Annotated in this window: 16 protein-coding genes and 1 pseudogene; 8 read left to right on the forward strand and 9 right to left on the reverse strand. The window is 68.7% G+C overall.

All coding sequences use genetic code 11. The features are described from left to right. Positions 1-13: 13 nt before the first annotated feature. Positions 14-949 (reverse strand): transposase family protein, encoded by a 936-nt coding sequence (locus tag AC3ETA_RS41835; protein ID WP_432198142.1) that lies wholly within the window; start codon positions 947-949, stop codon positions 14-16. Positions 950-992: 43 nt separating this feature from the next. On the opposite strand from AC3ETA_RS41835, the gene AC3ETA_RS41840 reads away from it, so the two are divergent. The 3 genes from AC3ETA_RS41840 to AC3ETA_RS41850 all read left to right on the forward strand — a co-directional run bounded on the left by AC3ETA_RS41840 (position 993) and on the right by AC3ETA_RS41850 (position 2,316). After that, positions 993-1,190, forward strand: coding sequence for a DUF2255 family protein (locus AC3ETA_RS41840; protein ID WP_432198143.1), 198 nt, complete (start codon positions 993-995; stop codon positions 1,188-1,190). A 154-nt stretch (positions 1,191-1,344) separates the two neighbouring features. Next, positions 1,345-1,869 (forward strand): cyclophilin-like fold protein, encoded by a 525-nt coding sequence (locus AC3ETA_RS41845; protein ID WP_432198144.1) that lies wholly within the window; start codon positions 1,345-1,347, stop codon positions 1,867-1,869. Positions 1,870-2,031: 162 nt separating this feature from the next. Beyond that, positions 2,032-2,316 (forward strand): hypothetical protein, encoded by a 285-nt coding sequence (locus AC3ETA_RS41850; protein ID WP_432198145.1) that lies wholly within the window; start codon positions 2,032-2,034, stop codon positions 2,314-2,316. A 149-nt stretch (positions 2,317-2,465) separates the two neighbouring features. On the opposite strand, the gene AC3ETA_RS41855 is transcribed toward AC3ETA_RS41850, so the two are convergent. From AC3ETA_RS41855 to AC3ETA_RS41885, 7 genes and pseudogenes are all read right to left on the reverse strand, one after another. After that, on the reverse strand, positions 2,466-2,654 hold the full coding sequence (locus tag AC3ETA_RS41855) for a hypothetical protein (protein ID WP_432198146.1): 189 nt from the start codon (positions 2,652-2,654) through the stop codon (positions 2,466-2,468). Between the two features lie 162 nt (positions 2,655-2,816). Continuing rightward, positions 2,817-3,923 (reverse strand): XdhC family protein, encoded by a 1,107-nt coding sequence (locus AC3ETA_RS41860; RefSeq protein WP_432198147.1) that lies wholly within the window; start codon positions 3,921-3,923, stop codon positions 2,817-2,819. A gap of 163 nt (positions 3,924-4,086) precedes the next feature. Further along, the gene (locus AC3ETA_RS41865) at positions 4,087-6,282 is read right to left on the reverse strand and encodes a xanthine dehydrogenase family protein molybdopterin-binding subunit (RefSeq protein WP_432198148.1); all 2,196 of its coding nucleotides are present in this window, start codon (positions 6,280-6,282) and stop codon (positions 4,087-4,089) included. After that, positions 6,279-7,259, reverse strand: coding sequence for an FAD binding domain-containing protein (locus AC3ETA_RS41870; protein ID WP_432198149.1), 981 nt, complete (start codon positions 7,257-7,259; stop codon positions 6,279-6,281). Before AC3ETA_RS41870 ends, AC3ETA_RS41865 begins: the two co-directional genes overlap by 4 nt. A gap of 6 nt (positions 7,260-7,265) precedes the next feature. After that, a complete protein-coding gene (locus AC3ETA_RS41875) occupies positions 7,266-7,913 on the reverse strand; it encodes a (2Fe-2S)-binding protein (RefSeq protein WP_432198150.1) in 648 nt (215 codons plus the stop codon). Positions 7,914-8,055: 142 nt separating this feature from the next. Continuing rightward, on the reverse strand, positions 8,056-8,778 hold the full coding sequence (locus AC3ETA_RS41880) for an SDR family NAD(P)-dependent oxidoreductase (protein WP_432198151.1): 723 nt from the start codon (positions 8,776-8,778) through the stop codon (positions 8,056-8,058). A 638-nt stretch (positions 8,779-9,416) separates the two neighbouring features. Further along, a pseudogene (locus tag AC3ETA_RS41885) lies at positions 9,417-9,536 on the reverse strand (IMP dehydrogenase); the annotation flags it as partial. Between the two features lie 166 nt (positions 9,537-9,702). Between AC3ETA_RS41885 and AC3ETA_RS41890 the strand changes: the two are divergent. Beyond that, positions 9,703-10,593, forward strand: a complete 891-nt coding sequence (locus tag AC3ETA_RS41890) for a helix-turn-helix transcriptional regulator (protein ID WP_432198152.1) — start codon at positions 9,703-9,705, stop codon at positions 10,591-10,593. 432 nt (positions 10,594-11,025) lie between these two features. Here AC3ETA_RS41890 and AC3ETA_RS41895 read toward each other — a convergent pair whose 3' ends face one another. Then, positions 11,026-11,679 (reverse strand): TetR/AcrR family transcriptional regulator, encoded by a 654-nt coding sequence (locus AC3ETA_RS41895; protein WP_432198153.1) that lies wholly within the window; start codon positions 11,677-11,679, stop codon positions 11,026-11,028. Positions 11,680-11,842: 163 nt separating this feature from the next. Here AC3ETA_RS41895 and AC3ETA_RS41900 point away from each other — a divergent pair, with 163 nt between their 5' ends. The 4 genes from AC3ETA_RS41900 to AC3ETA_RS41915 all read left to right on the forward strand — a co-directional run bounded on the left by AC3ETA_RS41900 (position 11,843) and on the right by AC3ETA_RS41915 (position 16,184). Continuing rightward, the gene (locus tag AC3ETA_RS41900; protein WP_432198154.1) at positions 11,843-13,048 is read left to right on the forward strand and encodes a cytochrome P450; all 1,206 of its coding nucleotides are present in this window, start codon (positions 11,843-11,845) and stop codon (positions 13,046-13,048) included. A gap of 56 nt (positions 13,049-13,104) precedes the next feature. Further along, positions 13,105-13,302 carry a ferredoxin gene (locus AC3ETA_RS41905; protein ID WP_432198155.1) on the forward strand — a complete coding sequence of 66 codons (198 nt, stop codon included), beginning with the start codon at positions 13,105-13,107 and terminating at the stop codon, positions 13,300-13,302. Then, positions 13,299-14,489 carry an NAD(P)/FAD-dependent oxidoreductase gene (locus AC3ETA_RS41910; RefSeq protein WP_432198156.1) on the forward strand — a complete coding sequence of 397 codons (1,191 nt, stop codon included), beginning with the start codon at positions 13,299-13,301 and terminating at the stop codon, positions 14,487-14,489. Before AC3ETA_RS41905 ends, AC3ETA_RS41910 begins: the two co-directional genes overlap by 4 nt. A 690-nt stretch (positions 14,490-15,179) precedes the next feature. Continuing rightward, entirely contained in the window at positions 15,180-16,184 is a 1,005-nt protein-coding gene (locus tag AC3ETA_RS41915) for an alpha/beta hydrolase (protein WP_432198157.1), read from the forward strand. Positions 16,185-16,307: the final 123 nt, after the last annotated feature.

The following is a 16,307-nucleotide window of genomic DNA, read 5'->3' on the forward strand; positions in this document are numbered from 1 at the left end:
GCGTGGTCGGTGTTCAGGCTTGAAGGCCGTGGTCGCGGGCGGCGGTCTGTTGGTGTGAGAGCAGTCCGGCGACGGCTTGGACGATGTCACTCATGTGCTCGCGTCGGCCAAGGTGTCGGGTCAGAGCCCGCCAGTTCTTGAGGTGCGCGATGCCGTGCTCGACGCGGATGCGCCGTGACGAGTGCGCCTTGCGCTGCTGCTCGTGTCGCTCCTCGTACCAGGCAGGGGCGTTCTCTTTGAATTTGCGATGCGGCGGTGTGATCACCCGGCCGCCGGTCTGCGCCCCCATGCCCTGGTAGCCGGCATCCGCGAGGATCTCCATGAACGGTCCGTCGGCCAGGAGCTGTACCAGGCCCAGCTGCCGGGCCTGGGTGATGTCGGCGCAACTGCCCGGCCGAACCGGGCTGCAGAACAGCACGCGCCCCTCGGCGTCCGTGAGGACCATGGACTTCACGGCGTTCTGCTTGGTCTTTCCGGAGACGAACTTGTCGCGGTCCTTGCGGCCTGCGGCCGGGCGGCGCACGCGGATCTCCGTGCCGTCGATGATGCCGGTCCGACCGTCGACGCCCAGGTACTCGATGACCTCGGCGAGAGTACGCAGACGGACGTCCGGTGCGATGGTGCAGCCCCGCTGCGCGAGCAGGGGCCGCACCTCGCCGATGGCGCGGGTGATGGTGGAGCGGTCCACGCCGAACCAGCAGGCCAGCACGTCATGAGTGGTGCCATGGCGCAGACTCACCAGCGTGGCCAGCAGCCGGTCGATGAAGACCAACTGGTGCTTCGCCCCGGCTCCCACCGCCCGTTGCCGCGGCCGTGCCGTCAGGCGTGCCTGATGCCGTTCATGCCACAACGGGCCTATCTCGGCGATGAGTTCAGCGATCACAACTGGCGACAGCCCGGTGATCCGGTACTCCGCCACGATCAACTCACGCGCCCCAGCCTCCATCATGCACAGCTCAACGAGCCAGCCGAGCACCGAGCCACGGCCTACCGTGCACGAGGTCGTTAGCCATGCCGGTGACAGCGGCTGGTATCAGGGCACCCAAGTGCAGCCGTACGGCGACATCAGTGCCCGCGGCGTCGACCGGGACGTCACTACCACCGACGTCGGCGACGATGCTGTGAATTCCCGTATCGACGCTGCCTACCGCACCAAGCACCGGCACTACGGCGCCGCTGATTTCGAATGATGACCGGTCCTCAGGTCCGCGCTTCTACACTCTGGATCTTTCCGTGCTGAGTAGTCGCCATCAACGCGGTCAGGACACGGGTGCGCTGACAATGTGCGGCAAATTGGTGCCCTGCCCGATTCGATTTACGAGACTACGCTGAAAGGTATGGCACGTGCGACGCACCGCTTCGCTCACCGGTTCCCTGGCTCTTCTGCTCGTCGTCGTGGGATGCACGTCCGCCCCGGCCTCGTCCGAGTCCAAGAATGGCGTCCCGTCGGCTTCCACGGTTGGTACGCCCTCCGCGGCAACCTCCTCCGGCGCCCAGCGTCGGATCGAGGGTTCCACTGTGCGCTTCACCGCGGGAGGTACGTCGATCGACGTCACCATGGGCGAGGAAAGTCCAGCCGTACGTGATTTTCTCGGAATGCTTCCACTCACCCTGCCTTTCGAGGAGTACGCCGGCGAGGAGAAGATTGGCTATTTGCCCCGGAAATTGAACATCGAAGGTTCGTCGGGGTCGGACCCTGAAGATGGCGATCTCATCTACTTCGTCCCATGGGGAAATCTCGGCTTCTACTACAACACCAACGGGGTTGGCTACTCCGACGATGTAATTTACATCGGTCGATACGAAGCCACAGTGGACCAACTCGAACGCCTCGAGGACGGCGAGGTCACCATCGACCTCGTCGAATGAACCAGGCCTGGACGAATGCCGCGCCAACAAGACCTGCTGTGCCCCTAACCGCTGCATGGGCTGCTCACCCTGACCTGGGTGGTGGGGCCCATGGCATCGCCACCGTGTGTATCGGAGAAGGTCCAGCCTTCCCTGGCCGCTGCACAACTTACGGAGATCCCCATGGCACACCGACGGTGGTCCGTGCTGGCCACTGCCCTGATGATGGCCGCTGCTGGCTGCGAGAGCGCCGGGCCACCCGACGAGACGGCCCCGCCCGTGGCGTCGGTCGCGACAAGGCCCGTCACCAGCACGCCCGGCACGACCCCGGACCTCGACGCCCCGGAAGTGATGGCGCAGGGCCTCGATGTGCCGTGGGGGCTGGCGTTCCTGCCGGGAGCAGGCAAGGCGACGGGCCGGTTGGTGACTGCGGGCTGGCTCAGCAAAGGAATACCTGGAGCGACGTAAGACAGGGCGTGAGGGCGTGCCTCGACGTGAGATGCGCGGCCTGGTAACTCGCTGGGGTGGGCGATGCCGTGAAGTCGTACCCCTATCGTGTGAGCGAAGGGCTTCACATCGGCCTGCGCGCCGACGCGCCGGCGGTCGCGGCCGGGCTGTCAGGGGGGTGGTTCCGTGATTTGTTCGTCGTCACTGCAGGTGAGGTACTCGTCCACGACAAGGCTCGTGGACAGGGCGGGGGAGGTCGGCACGGACGTGTAGGCGGTGTGGGGGAAGTGCGTGGAGGCGCCGGGCGTCCACGCCGCGATGAGCTGAAGAGACACCAGGAGAGTGACCACCGTGAGCATGAGCCAGGATGTCCTGCCGCGCCCCATGAGCCCCCTTTCAGCTGTGCAAGTCACGCGAATTGCGCCTCGTCTTCGGGTGCGGTGATGCCGGGTGAGGACATGGGCGACGGCGATGCCGAGTTCGTGATGCCTTCACATGGCTGACGCGGGTGTCCTTCTCGGTCACAGCCGGTGGATCGGGCCGGTGATCTGGGAAAGAGGCCGACCCGTACTGCGGTTGGTGTGGGCGATGATCTCCGCTGCGATGGAGACTGCTGTCTCCTCGGGTGTGCGCGCGCCGAGGTCAAGGCCGATGGGGGAGTGCAAACTGGCCAGTTGTTCCTCGGTCGCGCCCGCTTCACGCAGGAGGCGCAGGCGTTCGTCGTGGGTGCGCCGGGATCCCATCGCACCGATGTAGCCGACGGGCGTGTCGAGTGCTAGGCGCAGCAGGGGGATGTCGAACTTGGCGTCGTGGGTGAGGACGCAGATGGCCGTACGGGCGTCCAGGGATGCCTTCTCCAGGTAGCGGTGAGGCCACTCGACGACTACCTCGTCCGCGTACGGGAAGCGGGCCACTGTGGCGAAGACGGGGCGGGCGTCGCAGACGGTGACCCGGTAGCCGAGGAAGGCCCCGGCCTGGCTGAGGGCGGCGGCGAAGTCGACTGCGCCGAAGACCAGCATGTGGGGGCGGGAGGCGTGGACGTGGACGAGGAGGGTCAGCGGTTCGGGGCAGCCGTCCCCGTTCCCGCCGACCGTGATGCGGGCGGTGCGGCCCGCCAGCAGCAGAGCCCTGGCTTCGCCCGCGACCAGTCGGTCCGCCGACGCGCCGTCCAGGGTGTCGTAGGTGATGCCACCGTCCGCGAGGACGCTCAGGGTGGCGCCGAGAAGGTGGTCGGGGCCGTCGACGACCTGGGCCACGGCGGCAGGCCGGCCTTCCACGACCTCCCCCAGGGCCGTCGCGAGGTGCGGACCGTCGGACCAGTCGACCCGCTGGACGAACACCTCTAGCTCGCCGCCGCAGGTCAGCCCGACAGCGAAGGCGTCGTCGTCGGAGTAGCCGAACCAGGCGCGCTGGGCGCCTCCGTCGCGCAGAACCTGCCGGCACAGCTCGTACACGGCACCCTCGACACAGCCGCCGGAGATGCTGCCGACTGCGTTGCCGTCCGCGTCCACCGCGACCGAGGTACCGACGGGCAGCGGCGCGCTGCCGCGCACGTCGGTGACGGTGGCCAGGGCGAAGGGGCGTGCTTCGCGGCACCAGCGGTGGAGTGTGTCCGCGATGTTCAGCATGGGCTTCTCTCCGGGGCAAGTGTGGTCCTCGGTGCGGGTGGGGCGGGCCGCCGCTGCGCCCAGCAGGGGAGTGGGGGCGCAGCCGACGGCCCTGGACGGGACCGGCAGCCGGACGGGGGCTGGCTGCCGGACCCGGTCTGGGTGGCCTGTGACGGTGCCTGGGTCAAAGCAACGCTTCGGCTGTGATGGGCAGTTCGCGGATCCGGCGGCCGGTGGCGTTGAAGACCGCGTTGGCGATGGCGGACGCCACCCCGACCTGGACGATCTCTCCGACCCCCTTGACGCCCAGCGCGTCGGCCTGCATGTCCTCGCCTTCCAGGTAGATCGCCTTGATCTCGGGGATGTCGGCGTTGACGGGGACGAGGTAGTCGGCGAGGTTGGCGTTGACGATCCGGCCGTCGCGGTGGTCGGTGACCGTGTGCTCCAGCAACGTCTGGCTGATGCCGCCGATCATGCCGCCCAGTGCCTGGCTGTCGGCGAGCTTGGGACTGACGATGCGGCCACAGTCGTACACACCGATCATCCGCCGCACCCGGACCAGGCCCAGCGACGCGTCCACCCCGACCTCGGTGAAGACCGCGCCGTAGGAGAAGTACGAGTGTCGCGCGGGATTCGGCGGCCCGGCGTAGGTGCCGTCGGCTTCGAGGTGGGTGAGCTTGTTGCGGGCCAGCAGCCGTTGGTAGGTCTCGCCGCGGGTCGGGTTGCCCTGAACGTGCAGTCGGCCGCCGCGCACGACGATGTCCTCGGCCTTGACGCGGTACAGCGGTGACTCCTCGTCCTCCACGGCCAGTTTGATCGCCTCACGACGGACCTTGTCGCAGGCGTCGAGGGTGGCGGAGCCGACGCTCGCCAGGGTCATCGAGCCGCCGTGCGGCGGAGTCGGCGGATAGCGGGAGTCGCCCAGCCGGAAGGTGACCTTGCGCATGGTCAGCCCGAGCGCGTCGGCGGCGACCTGGGTCTGGGAGGTGTAGGTGCCCGGACCCATGTCGCTGGAGGCGGCCTCGGCCACGGCCGTACCGTCTGCGTCCAGACGGACTCGGGCCTCGGCCGCCACGCGCCCGGGGTCGTAGACGGCCGCGGCCATGCCCAGACCGATCAGCCAGTCGCCGTCCCGCGTCGAGCGGGGCTTCGGATTGCGCCGGTTCCAGGCGAACTCCCGGGCGCCCACGGTGTAGCACTCACGCAGTCGGCGCGTGGACCAGGGCAGCCCGTTGGACTCGTCGTCGGCTGGTTCGTTGCGCAGGCGCAGTTCGATCGGGTCGATACGGAGCCGGTGTGCGAGTTCGTCCATGGCCGACTCGATGGCGAAGGACGCGTTCGCGAAACCCGGACCGCGCATCCAGATCGGGGTGTTCACATTCAGGGGCACCTTGCGGTACGCCTGGCTGACGTTGGGCGTGCTGTAGAACATCTGGCCGGCGAGCATGATGGCCTCGTCGAAGGTCTCGTACGACGAGGTTTCCGCGTCCATCTCGTGGGCCATGGCCCTCAGGCGACCCCGCTGGTCACTGCCCAGGCGCAGTCGGTACTCGTACGCGGGTCGGAATCCGACGCCGAAGTACATCTGCTTGCGGCTCAGGACCACCTTGACGGGACGCTTCACCTCACGGGCGGCGAGTGCGGCGACGACCGTGTGCGGCCAGCAGCGTAGTCCGCTGCCGAAGCCGCCCCCGACGAACGGGTTGATGACCCGGACGGATTTCATGGGCAGGTCGAACACCGTGGAGAGTTCGGTCTGGGTGCCCACCACCCACTGCGTCTTGTCCCACACCGTCAGCTTGTCGCCGTCCCAGCGGGCGATGGTGGCGTGGGGCTCCATCGGGTTGTGGTGGTTGCGCGCCATTCGATATGTCAGGTCCATCCGCACCGGAGCGTCGCGCAGACCGGCGTCGGCGTCACCACGCGCATAGTTGGTCGGCTCGCCCGGCTTGCCCTCGGCGAGGTCCGTCGAGGGCTCTTCGGCGTCGTAACTGACCTTCACCAGGCTCGCGCCGTGTTGCGCGGCCTCCAGGGTAGTGGCGACGGCGACGGCGACCGGCTGGCCGTGGAAGAGGACCTTGTCGTCCTGGAAGACCCGCAGCCGACGGCCCGCCGGGTTGTTCGACCCGGGATTGTCGCGGTACGGCAGCTTCGGCGCGTTGCCGATGTGGATCACCCGCAGCACGCCCGGGACGGCTTCGGCGGCGTCAGTGTCGATGGATGTGATGCGGCCACGGCCGATGCTGCTGTCGACGATGACCGCGTGCAGGACGCCCTTGGCTTCGTGCTCGGCGGCGTACAGGGCCTGGCCGGTGACCTTCAGCCGTCCGTCCACCCGGGACAGCGGCGCGCCCACGGCGGCTTGGGGCTGGGGGCTCACTTGGTACCTCCTACGATGCGCAGTTGGCGTTCGACGGTCCGCTTGAGCAACTCGACCTTGAAGCGGTTGTGTTGCAGCGGCAGGGCTCCGTTCGCCGCGTGCGCGGCAGCAGCGGACCAGAGGGCCTCCGAGGGGCGTTCGCCGACGAGGTGCTGCTCGACCACGGGCAGCTTCCACGGCACGGTGCCCACCCCTCCGGCGGCGACCTTCGCTTCCTGGATGACCCCGCCGCGCACGTGCAGCGCGACGGCCGCCGAGGTCAGCGCGAACTCGTACGACTGCCGGTCACGCACCTTCAGATAGCCGGACTTCAGCGGCCGCGGAAGCCCCGGGATCTCCACCGACGTGATCAACTCACCCTGCCGGATGCGGTGTTCACGGTTGGGTGTGCTGCCGGGCTTGAGGAGGAAGTCGGTGAACGGCACCGTGCGCTCCCCGTCCGGGCCCAGCAAGTGCACGTTCGCCTCCAGCGCCGCGAACGCCACCGCGACATCGGAGGGATGCGTGGCCACACACGCGTCGGAGGTGCCGAGGATCGCATGGGTGCGGTTGTGGCCCTCCCGTGCGGCACAACCCGAGCCCGGCTCACGTTTGTTGCAGTCGGCGGTCACGTCCCGGAAGTACGTGCACCTGGTGCGCTGCATGATGTTGCCGCCGATGGTCGCCATGTTCCGCAACTGCGCCGACGCGCTCAGCTCCAGCGACTCGGAGATGACCGGGAACAGCGTGCGGACCTTGGGGTGGGCGGCGGTCTGGGACATAGTCACAAGGGCGCCGATTCGCAAGCCCCCGCGCTCGGTGACCCTGACTTCACGCAGCGGCAGGTCGCTGATGTCGACCAGGGTCTCGGGCCGCTCGACGGTCTCGCGCATCAGGTCGACGAGGGTGGTGCCACCTGCGATGTAACGGCCGCCGAGACGACCGGCGTTGAGGGCCTCGCGGGTGCTCTCGGCCCTGGTGAAGGCGAAGGGATGCATCGGTCCTCACTTCCGGCCGGCGGTCTGCTCGACCGCGCGGGTGATTTTGACGTAGCAGCCGCAGCGGCAGATGTTGCCGCTCATCCACTCCCGGATCTCCTCCGGGGAGCCGGTGTGGCCCTCCTTGATGCAGCCGACACCGGACATGATCTGGCCAGGCGTGCAGTAGCCGCACTGGAAGGCGTCCTCGTCGATGAACGCCTGCTGCAGTGGGTGCAGTTCGTCGCCGTCGGCGAGGCCTTCGATCGTGGTGACTTCGGCACCCTCCAACCGCACCGCCAACGTCAGACAGGAGTTGACCCGCCGACCGTCGACCAGCACCGTGCACGCACCGCACGCACCGGCGTTGCAACCCTTCTTGGAGCCGGTCAGACCGAAGTGCTCACGCAGCAGGTCCAGCAGCGAGGTGCGGTTGTCCACCGTCACAGTCCGCCCGGTGCCGTTCACCGTCAGGGAGACACGGCTCTGTGACACAGCCTCGGCGGCGGCCACCTCGTCATCGACGAACAGGGTGCCCCCGATCACACCGCCCGCGACAACGGCACCACCGACCACAGTGGTGGTCGCGATGAAGGTGCGCCGGGTCGGTGCCTGGGACGACCCGATGGATCCCGTTGGGGGTGGGACAGCGGCTTCAGGGAGTTCGGTGGACATACGTACCCTCTCGTGTCGCGATGGACCAGCCGCGTACAACAGCACGGCAGGGGGAAGTTCGCCCATTCAGTCCTCGGCTGGGAGAGGACAGAAATCGGCGATGACGGTGTGAGTGGTGGCGTGACCCTTTGCGGAAGTCTGGTCACTCGAGCGGGACGCCCGTGTGGTTCTCCAGGACGTGGATGAGGTGAGCCTGGAACTTCGCGTCGCGCGCCGCAGGGTGCGGTGACTGGGATTGGCGGTGGTACCAGTAGCCGCCGGTGTTCGGCATCACGTTGTGGTCGGTGGCCAGCCAGACCTGTGTCTCGTGCCCGGCGGCAAGGTCATCCGGTGCGCCGGGACCTCCCATACGGGTCGGGACCCAACCGGGGTCGACAGCATGGCTGGTGGTTCCCTCCCACCGGGAGGCGAGGGCGAGCGCGAGAGTGGTGACCCACAGTTTGGTGTCGTCGTAGGAAGCCGGGCCCTCGGTCAGCCGTCGCAGGTCGGTGGAACCGGTCCGGTGCATGGAGCTGCTCAGGAAGACGAGCCTTGCCGGCTTGTCCATCAGCGCCGTCAGCACGTAGGGGGCAACGGTATTTACGGTGAGCGCTTCGGGGGCGTGCAGGACGCCTGCGTTGTGGATGACAGCGTCGAAGCGACCGAACTCGGCAGCCTGCCGGGCGACGCCGCGGACCCCGTCGAGATCGGTCAGATCCCCGGTAACGGCGCCCTTCCACCGCACAGTGTCGCCCAGTTCAGTGAGACGGGCCGGGGTGCGGACGTGGATGACGACGTCGTGTCCGTCGTCGGCCAATGCGTTCGCCGTGTTGCGTCCGAGTCCGCTGGAGGATCCGGTGACCAGGACCAGCGCCACGTCAGTCATCTCCCGTCTTGGTGCCGTGCGTTGCGATGACCCGGTGATGAGGAGGCGCCTGTTCCTGGTGAGAGTGCGAAGTTGTCGCAGCCGCCTTTGGTTGGACCTGCTCGGCGCGGGCGTCACCAGGCATACGTTTGAGGGGCTTCCCCCGGCCCGGGCCGGGGTCGAGTCGTTCCACGACCGAGTCGTCCGGCTGCATGGACAGCGCGTCGAGGGCGCAGCCACCTGCCGATGGTCTTCTCCGAGACGCCGTATCCCTTGTCCGTGTCCGTTGACTGCGGCTCGTCATACACTTCGGCTGTGTCGAGATACACCTCGGCTGTGTCGAGGAGGTTGATACCCGCCTCGACCGGGGGTCCATGATCGCGAAACTGCTTGCCCTGGTCACGGTGAAGCCGAGGTTTATCGTTCCGAGGCCGATCCGGCTGACGAGCAGGCCAGAGCGGCCCAGATGTCCGTCTCTCATCTCATGGTGCATCCGCGCATAGCCCTTTCGTATGGGGGTCCGATGGGGCTGGGGGCCCGATGGGGCCCGACACTCGGAGCGCTCAGGCCGTCAGGGCTTGAGCAGTACTTTGCTGGCGCGGCATTGGACCTCGCCGGGGGCTGTCGGTTCCGGATGTGGTCGATCAGCCGGGGCAGATGCTGGTGCACACGCGGGTCGCTGCCACGCGGATGATCGCGTCCGTGGGCTTGAGGATCTTGGGGTCCTCGAGTTCCTCGACCCGGAAGTCGCCGGGAGCGTGCATCACGGCACCGCGCATGGGAATTGCTCCTTACCTGCGGGGGAACCGGCCATGTGGGGCGGCCGGGCGGCTGAATACCCACGCCGTCCAGCTAACCTGCACCCCACGAGGGCAACCAGATACTGGTGATGGGGGTACTGGCAGTGCATCCCTCCGGCCGGGCGGACGCCGTAGGGTCGGGCGGGTGGACAACCGTGATGAAGTCCGCGAGTTCCTGACCTCGCGGCGCGCCAGGATCACCCCCGAGCAGGCCGGTCTACCGACCGGCACCCGACGCCGCGTGCCCGGGCTGCGTAGGAGTGAGGTCGCCGCCCTGGCAGATGTCAGCGTCGAGTATTACGTCAAACTGGAACGTGGCAGCCTCGCGGGCGTCTCGCCGGCCGTGCTCGAAGCCGTCGCCCGCGCCCTCCAGCTCAACGACCCAGAGCGCGCCCACCTGCTCCACCTGGCCCAGGCCCAGGAAGGGTCCGACGTACTTGCCCGGCCCCGTACCCGCTCCAGCAGGCAGTGGAAGCCGCCCAAGAGCCTGCAGTGGACCCTGGATGCCGTCACGGCCGGACCTGCCTTCGTTCTCAATGGCCGCCAGGACCTGCTCGCCGCCAATCAGCTCGCCCGCGCCTTCTTCAGTGACGTCTACCACGAGGCCGCGACGCTGCCGAACATGGCCCGTTTCCAGTTCCTGAACCCCGCGGCCCGCCGCTTCTACCCCGACTGGGACCTCGTAGCGGACATGACCGCGGACGTCCTGCGCATCGAGGCCGGCCGCAACCCCCACGACAAGGACCTGCACGACCTGGTGGGCGAGCTGTCCACCCGCAGCGACGCCTTCCGCACCCGCTGGGGGGCCCACAACGTCCGCCGCCACGGCACCGGCACCAAACGCTTCAACCACCCGGTCGTCGGCGATCTCACCCTCGCCTGGCACGGCACAGCCGTGGACGACGAACCCGGCCTCACCCTTGTCATCTACTCGGCCGAGCCGGGCTCACTCTCCGAAGAAGCCCTGCGGCTGCTCGCCTCCTGGGCCGCCTCTCAGGAGGGCGCCTCTTCCGACCAGAGGTCGGCACACGGCTGACGGGTCGGCCGTTCGGCAGCGGGTGCGAAAGCGGTCGCGCAGGTGCTTGCGTTGGTCATGGCTTGAGTCAGGGCCTTGGTGGCGATGCTTCCCACGCATGGCCTCGCAACAGGTGGGACGCACCGCCTCCGGCAGGGACTGCTCGTCGCCGACGCACTGGGCGATGCACAACGCGACACAGCAGGAAGACCCAGGCGTGACGAGTAGCGGACCTGCTCATGCTGGTGACGAGCGACTGTCTGCCGTCAAGATCATCTGACAGGAGTTTGCAGGTCCCGTTGGGGCCGCAGGCCAGCCGCCGGCCTCGACTGCTGCGCCGACATCCCGGGGCCACGACCTTCCGACTCCTGATCGGGTATACCGACCACTCAACGAGCGATCGTGCGCTTCCTCCAAGCTGCTTTGAGGGCAGTGGGAGGCTCTCCTGCACTGTCACTCGGTGGAGTTCGGAGCGTCCGGTTCCGGGAGCAGGCGTCGCAGCAAGGACTCCTCCAGCTCGATCAGGATGGCTTCGCTGTCGGCGACGGGGCTCGGCAGGGTGCGCCACAGGACGAGCTGGCCGTGCAGGGCGGTCCACAGGTGGATACCCAGGTCCTGCGCCTCCGCCCGACGAGCGGGCGCCGCTTCGGCGAGGTAGGCGTCAGTCGTATCGGTCCAGGCCTGGAGCACGGTGCTAACGGGATGGTTGGTGGAGGGCTGACGCTCGGGCTCGTACTCCAGGCTGAACATCAGTCGGTAGCGGCGGGGCTTGTCGATGGCAAACCTGCGGTAGGCCGTCACGGTGGCCCGCATGCGCCCCCACGGGTCCGCACCCGCTGCGGCGGCCGACTCGCCGGCCCCGCTCATCACAGCGGCCAGCGCGCGATAGGTGGCATCGAGGACAGTGGAGACCAGGTCGGCCTTGTCCTTGAAGTGCCGGTAGACGCTGGGCGCGGAAATGCCGACCTCGCGGGCGATCCCGCGCAGGGAGAGCGCGTCCTCGCGCCCCGTCTCCTCCAGGATGCGGGTCGCCGCGTCGAGGATCTCCTGCCGCAGCCGCTCGCCTTCGCCGCGCACGTTGGGCACCCGCTTGACCTGCGACTTCATGAACCCTCCTCACGACCCGCAGCCTACCGCCCTCGATGTGCCCCACCTCCGATCGTCGGCGCTTCGTCAGGCCCGACACCGGGGCTTCCGATTCCTCGATTAACGCTGTTAGCCTAACAGTCGTCCGACTAACGGTGTTAGTCTACCGTGGAAAGGAACAGCCATGACCTCGTCTTCGGCCGTCCCCGCGTTCACGCTCACCCGCCCGCACGACGCGCCCCTGGCCCCCCCTCCGCTGTATGCGCGGCTGCGTGAGGAACAGCCCGTCACACGTGTCTCCCTGTGGGAGGGGCGCCTGACTCCGTGGCTCGTGACCCGCTGGGAGGACGCCCGCTCGGTGCTGGGCAGCCCGGCGTTCAGCACCGACACGACGCGCCCCGGTGCGCCCACCTTCAGGGAAGGCACCCGGAAGAACCCGCGCGGCTTCTTCCAGAACTACGACGACCCCATCCACGCGACGATGAGGCGCACCCTGACCCGCGAGTTCATGGTCAAACGCGTCGACGCGCTGCGCCCGGCCATCGCCCGTCTGACCGACGAGCTCCTCACCGGTATGACCAGGCTGAGCGGCCCCGCCGACTTCGTGGAGCACTTCTCGCTGCCGCTGCCGTCCCTGGTCATCTGCGAACTGCTCGGCGTCCCCTACGAGGACCACCCGTTCTTCCAGGAGCAGTCGAAGACCCTCGTCGACCTGAACGCCACGCCTCAGGAGTCGGCCCAGGCGTTCGCCAACCTCGGCAAGTATCTGCTGGAACTGGTGCAGGCCAAGCGCACCGCACCCGGCGACGACGTGATCACCCGGCTCGCCGCACAGGCGGACGAGGGCGTCATCACGGACCAGGACGCTGCCGACCTGAGCGCCTTCCTGCTGTTCGCCGGGCACGAGACCACCGCGAACATGATCGCGCTGAGCGCCATCACCCTCCTCAACCACCCCGACCAGATCCCGCACATCCTGGGCGGACCGGACCAGGTCGCGGGCGCGGTGGAGGAACTCCTGCGCTACCTGACCATCGTGCACGGCGGACTGCGCCGCACCGCCATCGACGACATCGCCATCGGCGGCGTGACCATCCGTTCGGGCGACGGCGTGATTATTTCCGTCAACGTGGCGAACCGTGATCCAGAGATCTTCACCGCCGCCGACGACCTCGACCTGGAGCGTGCCAACGTCCGCCGGCACCTGGCCTTCGGCTACGGCATCCACCAGTGCCTCGGTCAGCCGCTGGCCCGCGCCGAACTCCAGGTCGTCCTGCCCGAGGTCTTCCGGCGGCTTCCGGATCTGAAGATCGCCGTACCGATGGAGGAGATCGCCTTCAAGCAGGCCACCGCCGTCTACGGCGTCCGCGAACTGCCCGTCACCTGGTGACCGGAACCGGAACCAGCTGATCTCTCTCCCCCCACGAAGAGCAGGGAAGAAACGTCATGCATGTAGAAGTCGACGTCCCCAGGTGCGTCGCCTCGGGCCAGTGCGTACTGCTCGCCCCCGATGTCTTCGACCAGCGCGACGAGGACGGCATGGTCGTCCTCCTCGATGACAACCCGCCGGCCGAACTCCACGACGCCGTCCGTGAATCCGCCACTGTCTGTCCTGCGGCCGCCATCCGTCTGGAGGGGGCGTGAGCGTGCCCTCGACCGGCCGCGTCGTCATCGTCGGCGCCTCCGCGGCCGGCCTCGCCGCCGCCGAAACGCTCCGCCGGGAGGGCTTCACCGGCCCTCTCACCCTCATCGGCGACGAGCCCCGAGCCCCCTACGACCGCCCGCCCCTGTCGAAGGAGATCCTCTCGGGCGCCTGGGCCCCGGACCGACTGCCCCTGCGCACCCCGGCCGACCTCGACGCCCTTGACCTGGAAGCCCGTTACGGCTGCGAGGCCATCGGCGTGAACGTCGCCAACAGTACCGTGCTGCTGGCCGACGACACGGAGGTGGCCTACGACGGACTGATCGTGGCCACCGGCGTACGGCCCCGGCGCCTGCCCGGCGCACCTGCCCCCGTCCTGCGCACCCTGGACGACGCCCTCGCCCTGAAGGACCGCCTCGGCCCCGGCCGCACACTGGCCGTGGTCGGCGCCGGATTCCTCGGCGCCGAGGCAGCGTCGGTGGCGGCCGGCCTGGGCACCCGCGTGATCCTCCTCGAACCCGCGCCCGTCCCGCTGGCCCACGCGGTCGGCGAGGACGTCGGCCGCATGCTCGCCCAGGCCCACCTCGACCACGGCGTGGACCTGCGCACCGGGACCGCCGTCGGCGAGGTGGTCCCCGGCGGCGTCCGGCTCTCGGACGGCAGCGCGGTCGAGGCCGACACGGTGCTGGTGGCCGTCGGCTCCCGGCCCAACACCGAATGGCTGACCGGCAGGGGCCTCACCCTCGAGGACGGGCTGGTCTGCGACGAGTTCTCCGCGGCCGCACCCGGCGTGTACGGCGCGGGCGACGTGGCCCGGTGGCACAACCCGCTCTTCGGCACCTCGATGCGCATCGAGCACCGCACCAACGCCGCCGAGCAGGGCATGGCCGCCGCCCGCAACCTTCTGGGCGCCCAGCGGCCCTTCGCACCCGTGCCGTACTTCTGGTCGGACCAGTACGACATGAAGATCCGTGCCTATGGCTACCTGAGAGGCCATGAGGAGATGCGGATCGCCGAAGGCAGCCTGGAGGACCGGCAATTCACCGCCGTCTATCGCACCGGCGACCGTCTCACCGGCGTCCTGGCAGTCGGCATGCCGCCCAGGAGCGTTCGCCCCTGGCAGCGGGCCATCGCCGCCGGCAGCTCCTGGCGCCAGGCGACATCCCTCCTGGAAGGCGCGGCAGCATGACACGGGGGACTTCGAGGGTGGGGCGTCGCCGTCGCCGGAGTCGGCTCCGGCATCGGACACGCCGCGGCGCTGCGGTTCGCGAGCCTGGGATCCAGGGTTCTTGTCGCGGACATCGTGTGCGGCAGGGCGGCGGTCACCGTCATCGCCCCCTGCGGCGCATAGGCGCACATCGCCGACAGCGTCACGTTCGATGGCGATGACGCCAACGTGGGCCGTGGAGGGGCGGCGGAGGAGTCGCCACGGCCATCGTGTTCGCCGCCTCGGACGCGGCGAGCAACATCAGTGGCGCCGTGCTCCTCCTCGACAACGGCTCGTCGGCCGTCTGAGCCCGCCGCCCATGCTGTGTCCGGCCCTCACGGCGAGGCTGGACACAGCATGCCCATGCCCCATGGGATCGCTTCCCGAGGGGCGAGTGGATCTTCGTGCTGGCGCAGGCGCGGCACAGGACGGGGCGCACCTTTCGTCGCGGGCATGGGCCAGCCGCGCTCACCAGCCCACGGTGGCCGATGTTCCGGCGCAGCGTTGACATGTGGAGGATTCGACCGGCCGGGTACGGAACAGTCCGTGCCCCGGCGCCCGCCACATGGCGGGGGGACCGACAGCTCTTCCCGCCACCTGCGGGTACCTTCGTCCACGCCTGTCGCTGAGAGTGGACGCATTGCTGACCACCCAGTCCTGAAGGAAAGTGCGATGACCGAACAGACGACGGCAGACCTCTTCGGCGCTACGACCATCCGGCCGCCCTTCGACCCGGAACTCGCGCCCATCGCGGAAGCGGTGGCGGCCGCCCTGCCACCCTTGTCGGATGAGACTCTCCCGGAGATGCGACGGCTCACGGCCGAGGGTATGCCCGGCCTGGAGCCTGTGGACCTGACGGCGGGCGGGAAGGTAAGGGTGGAGGAGCGCCGGGTCCCCGGGCTGGAGGGCGGGCCGGACGTCACGCTGCTGATCCTTAGGCCGGTCGAGGACCGCGGCCCCAAGAGCGGCATCTACCACATCCACGGCGGCGGGATGGTCTGCGGGGACAGCCGGACAGGTGTGGGCCTTTTCCTCCCGCATGTGGCCGAGGGCGGTGCGGTGCTGGTGTCGGTCGAGTACCGCCTGGCCCCGGAACATCCGGACCCCGCCCCTGTGGAGGACTGTTACGCCGGGCTCGTCTGGACGGCAAAACATGCTGCTGAACTGGGCATCAATCCTGAACGCCTCCTTATCCTCGGGGGCAGCGCCGGTGGCGGGCTGGCGGCCGGTACCGCGCTTCTCGCCCGTGACCGGGCCTTCCCCAAGCTGAGCCACCAGGTGCTGATCTGTCCCATGCTCGACGACCGCTTCGAGACGCACAGCAGCCGGATGCTGGATGGCGAGGTCGTCTGGGACCGCAACGCCAACCTGTACGGCTGGACCGCGTTGCTGGGCGATCGCCGCGGCGGTCCCGATGTGTCGCCGTACGCCGCACCGGGTCGGGCGCAGGACCTCAGCGGCCTGCCCCGTACCTACATCGACACGGGCTCGGTCGAGGTGTTCCGCGACGAGACCCTCGACTACGCCCGCCGCCTGTCCGAGGCAGGCGTGAGCGTCGACCTCCACATGTGGGGCGGTGGCTTCCACGGGTTCGACGGGGTGGCGGCCCACGCGGCGGTGTCGCGGGCATCCATCGCGACCCGTGACGAGTTCATCCGACGGGCGCTGGAGGACTGAGCGGGGCGGTGCTGGCTCCGGCCGTGGTGCGGAGCGATAGTGGCCTGGGAGGTTCGCATGCGTGATCTGATCGGGAGGCTGGAGGACACCGATGACGCGGCGGCCGGCGCCTTGCGTGTCATT

Source organism: Streptomyces sp. bgisy027, from assembly GCF_057710365.1.

Excerpts from the sequence above, each read along its gene's own strand:
- AC3ETA_RS41835 (WP_432198142.1), bottom strand. The coding sequence starts at position 949 with ATGATGGAGGCTGGGGCGCGTGAGTTGATCGTGGCGGAGTACCGGATC.
- AC3ETA_RS41850 (WP_432198145.1), top strand. The coding sequence starts at position 2,032 with ATGGCACACCGACGGTGGTCCGTGCTGGCCACTGCCCTGATGATGGCC.
- AC3ETA_RS41855 (WP_432198146.1), bottom strand. The coding sequence starts at position 2,654 with ATGCTCACGGTGGTCACTCTCCTGGTGTCTCTTCAGCTCATCGCGGCG.
- AC3ETA_RS41860 (WP_432198147.1), bottom strand. The coding sequence starts at position 3,923 with ATGCTGAACATCGCGGACACACTCCACCGCTGGTGCCGCGAAGCACGC.
- AC3ETA_RS41870 (WP_432198149.1), bottom strand. The coding sequence starts at position 7,259 with ATGCATCCCTTCGCCTTCACCAGGGCCGAGAGCACCCGCGAGGCCCTC.
- AC3ETA_RS41875 (WP_432198150.1), bottom strand. The coding sequence starts at position 7,913 with ATGTCCACCGAACTCCCTGAAGCCGCTGTCCCACCCCCAACGGGATCC.
- AC3ETA_RS41880 (WP_432198151.1), bottom strand. The coding sequence starts at position 8,778 with ATGACTGACGTGGCGCTGGTCCTGGTCACCGGATCCTCCAGCGGACTC.
- AC3ETA_RS41895 (WP_432198153.1), bottom strand. The coding sequence starts at position 11,679 with ATGAAGTCGCAGGTCAAGCGGGTGCCCAACGTGCGCGGCGAAGGCGAG.
- AC3ETA_RS41900 (WP_432198154.1), top strand. The coding sequence starts at position 11,843 with ATGACCTCGTCTTCGGCCGTCCCCGCGTTCACGCTCACCCGCCCGCAC.
- AC3ETA_RS41905 (WP_432198155.1), top strand. The coding sequence starts at position 13,105 with ATGCATGTAGAAGTCGACGTCCCCAGGTGCGTCGCCTCGGGCCAGTGC.
- AC3ETA_RS41915 (WP_432198157.1), top strand. The coding sequence starts at position 15,180 with ATGACCGAACAGACGACGGCAGACCTCTTCGGCGCTACGACCATCCGG.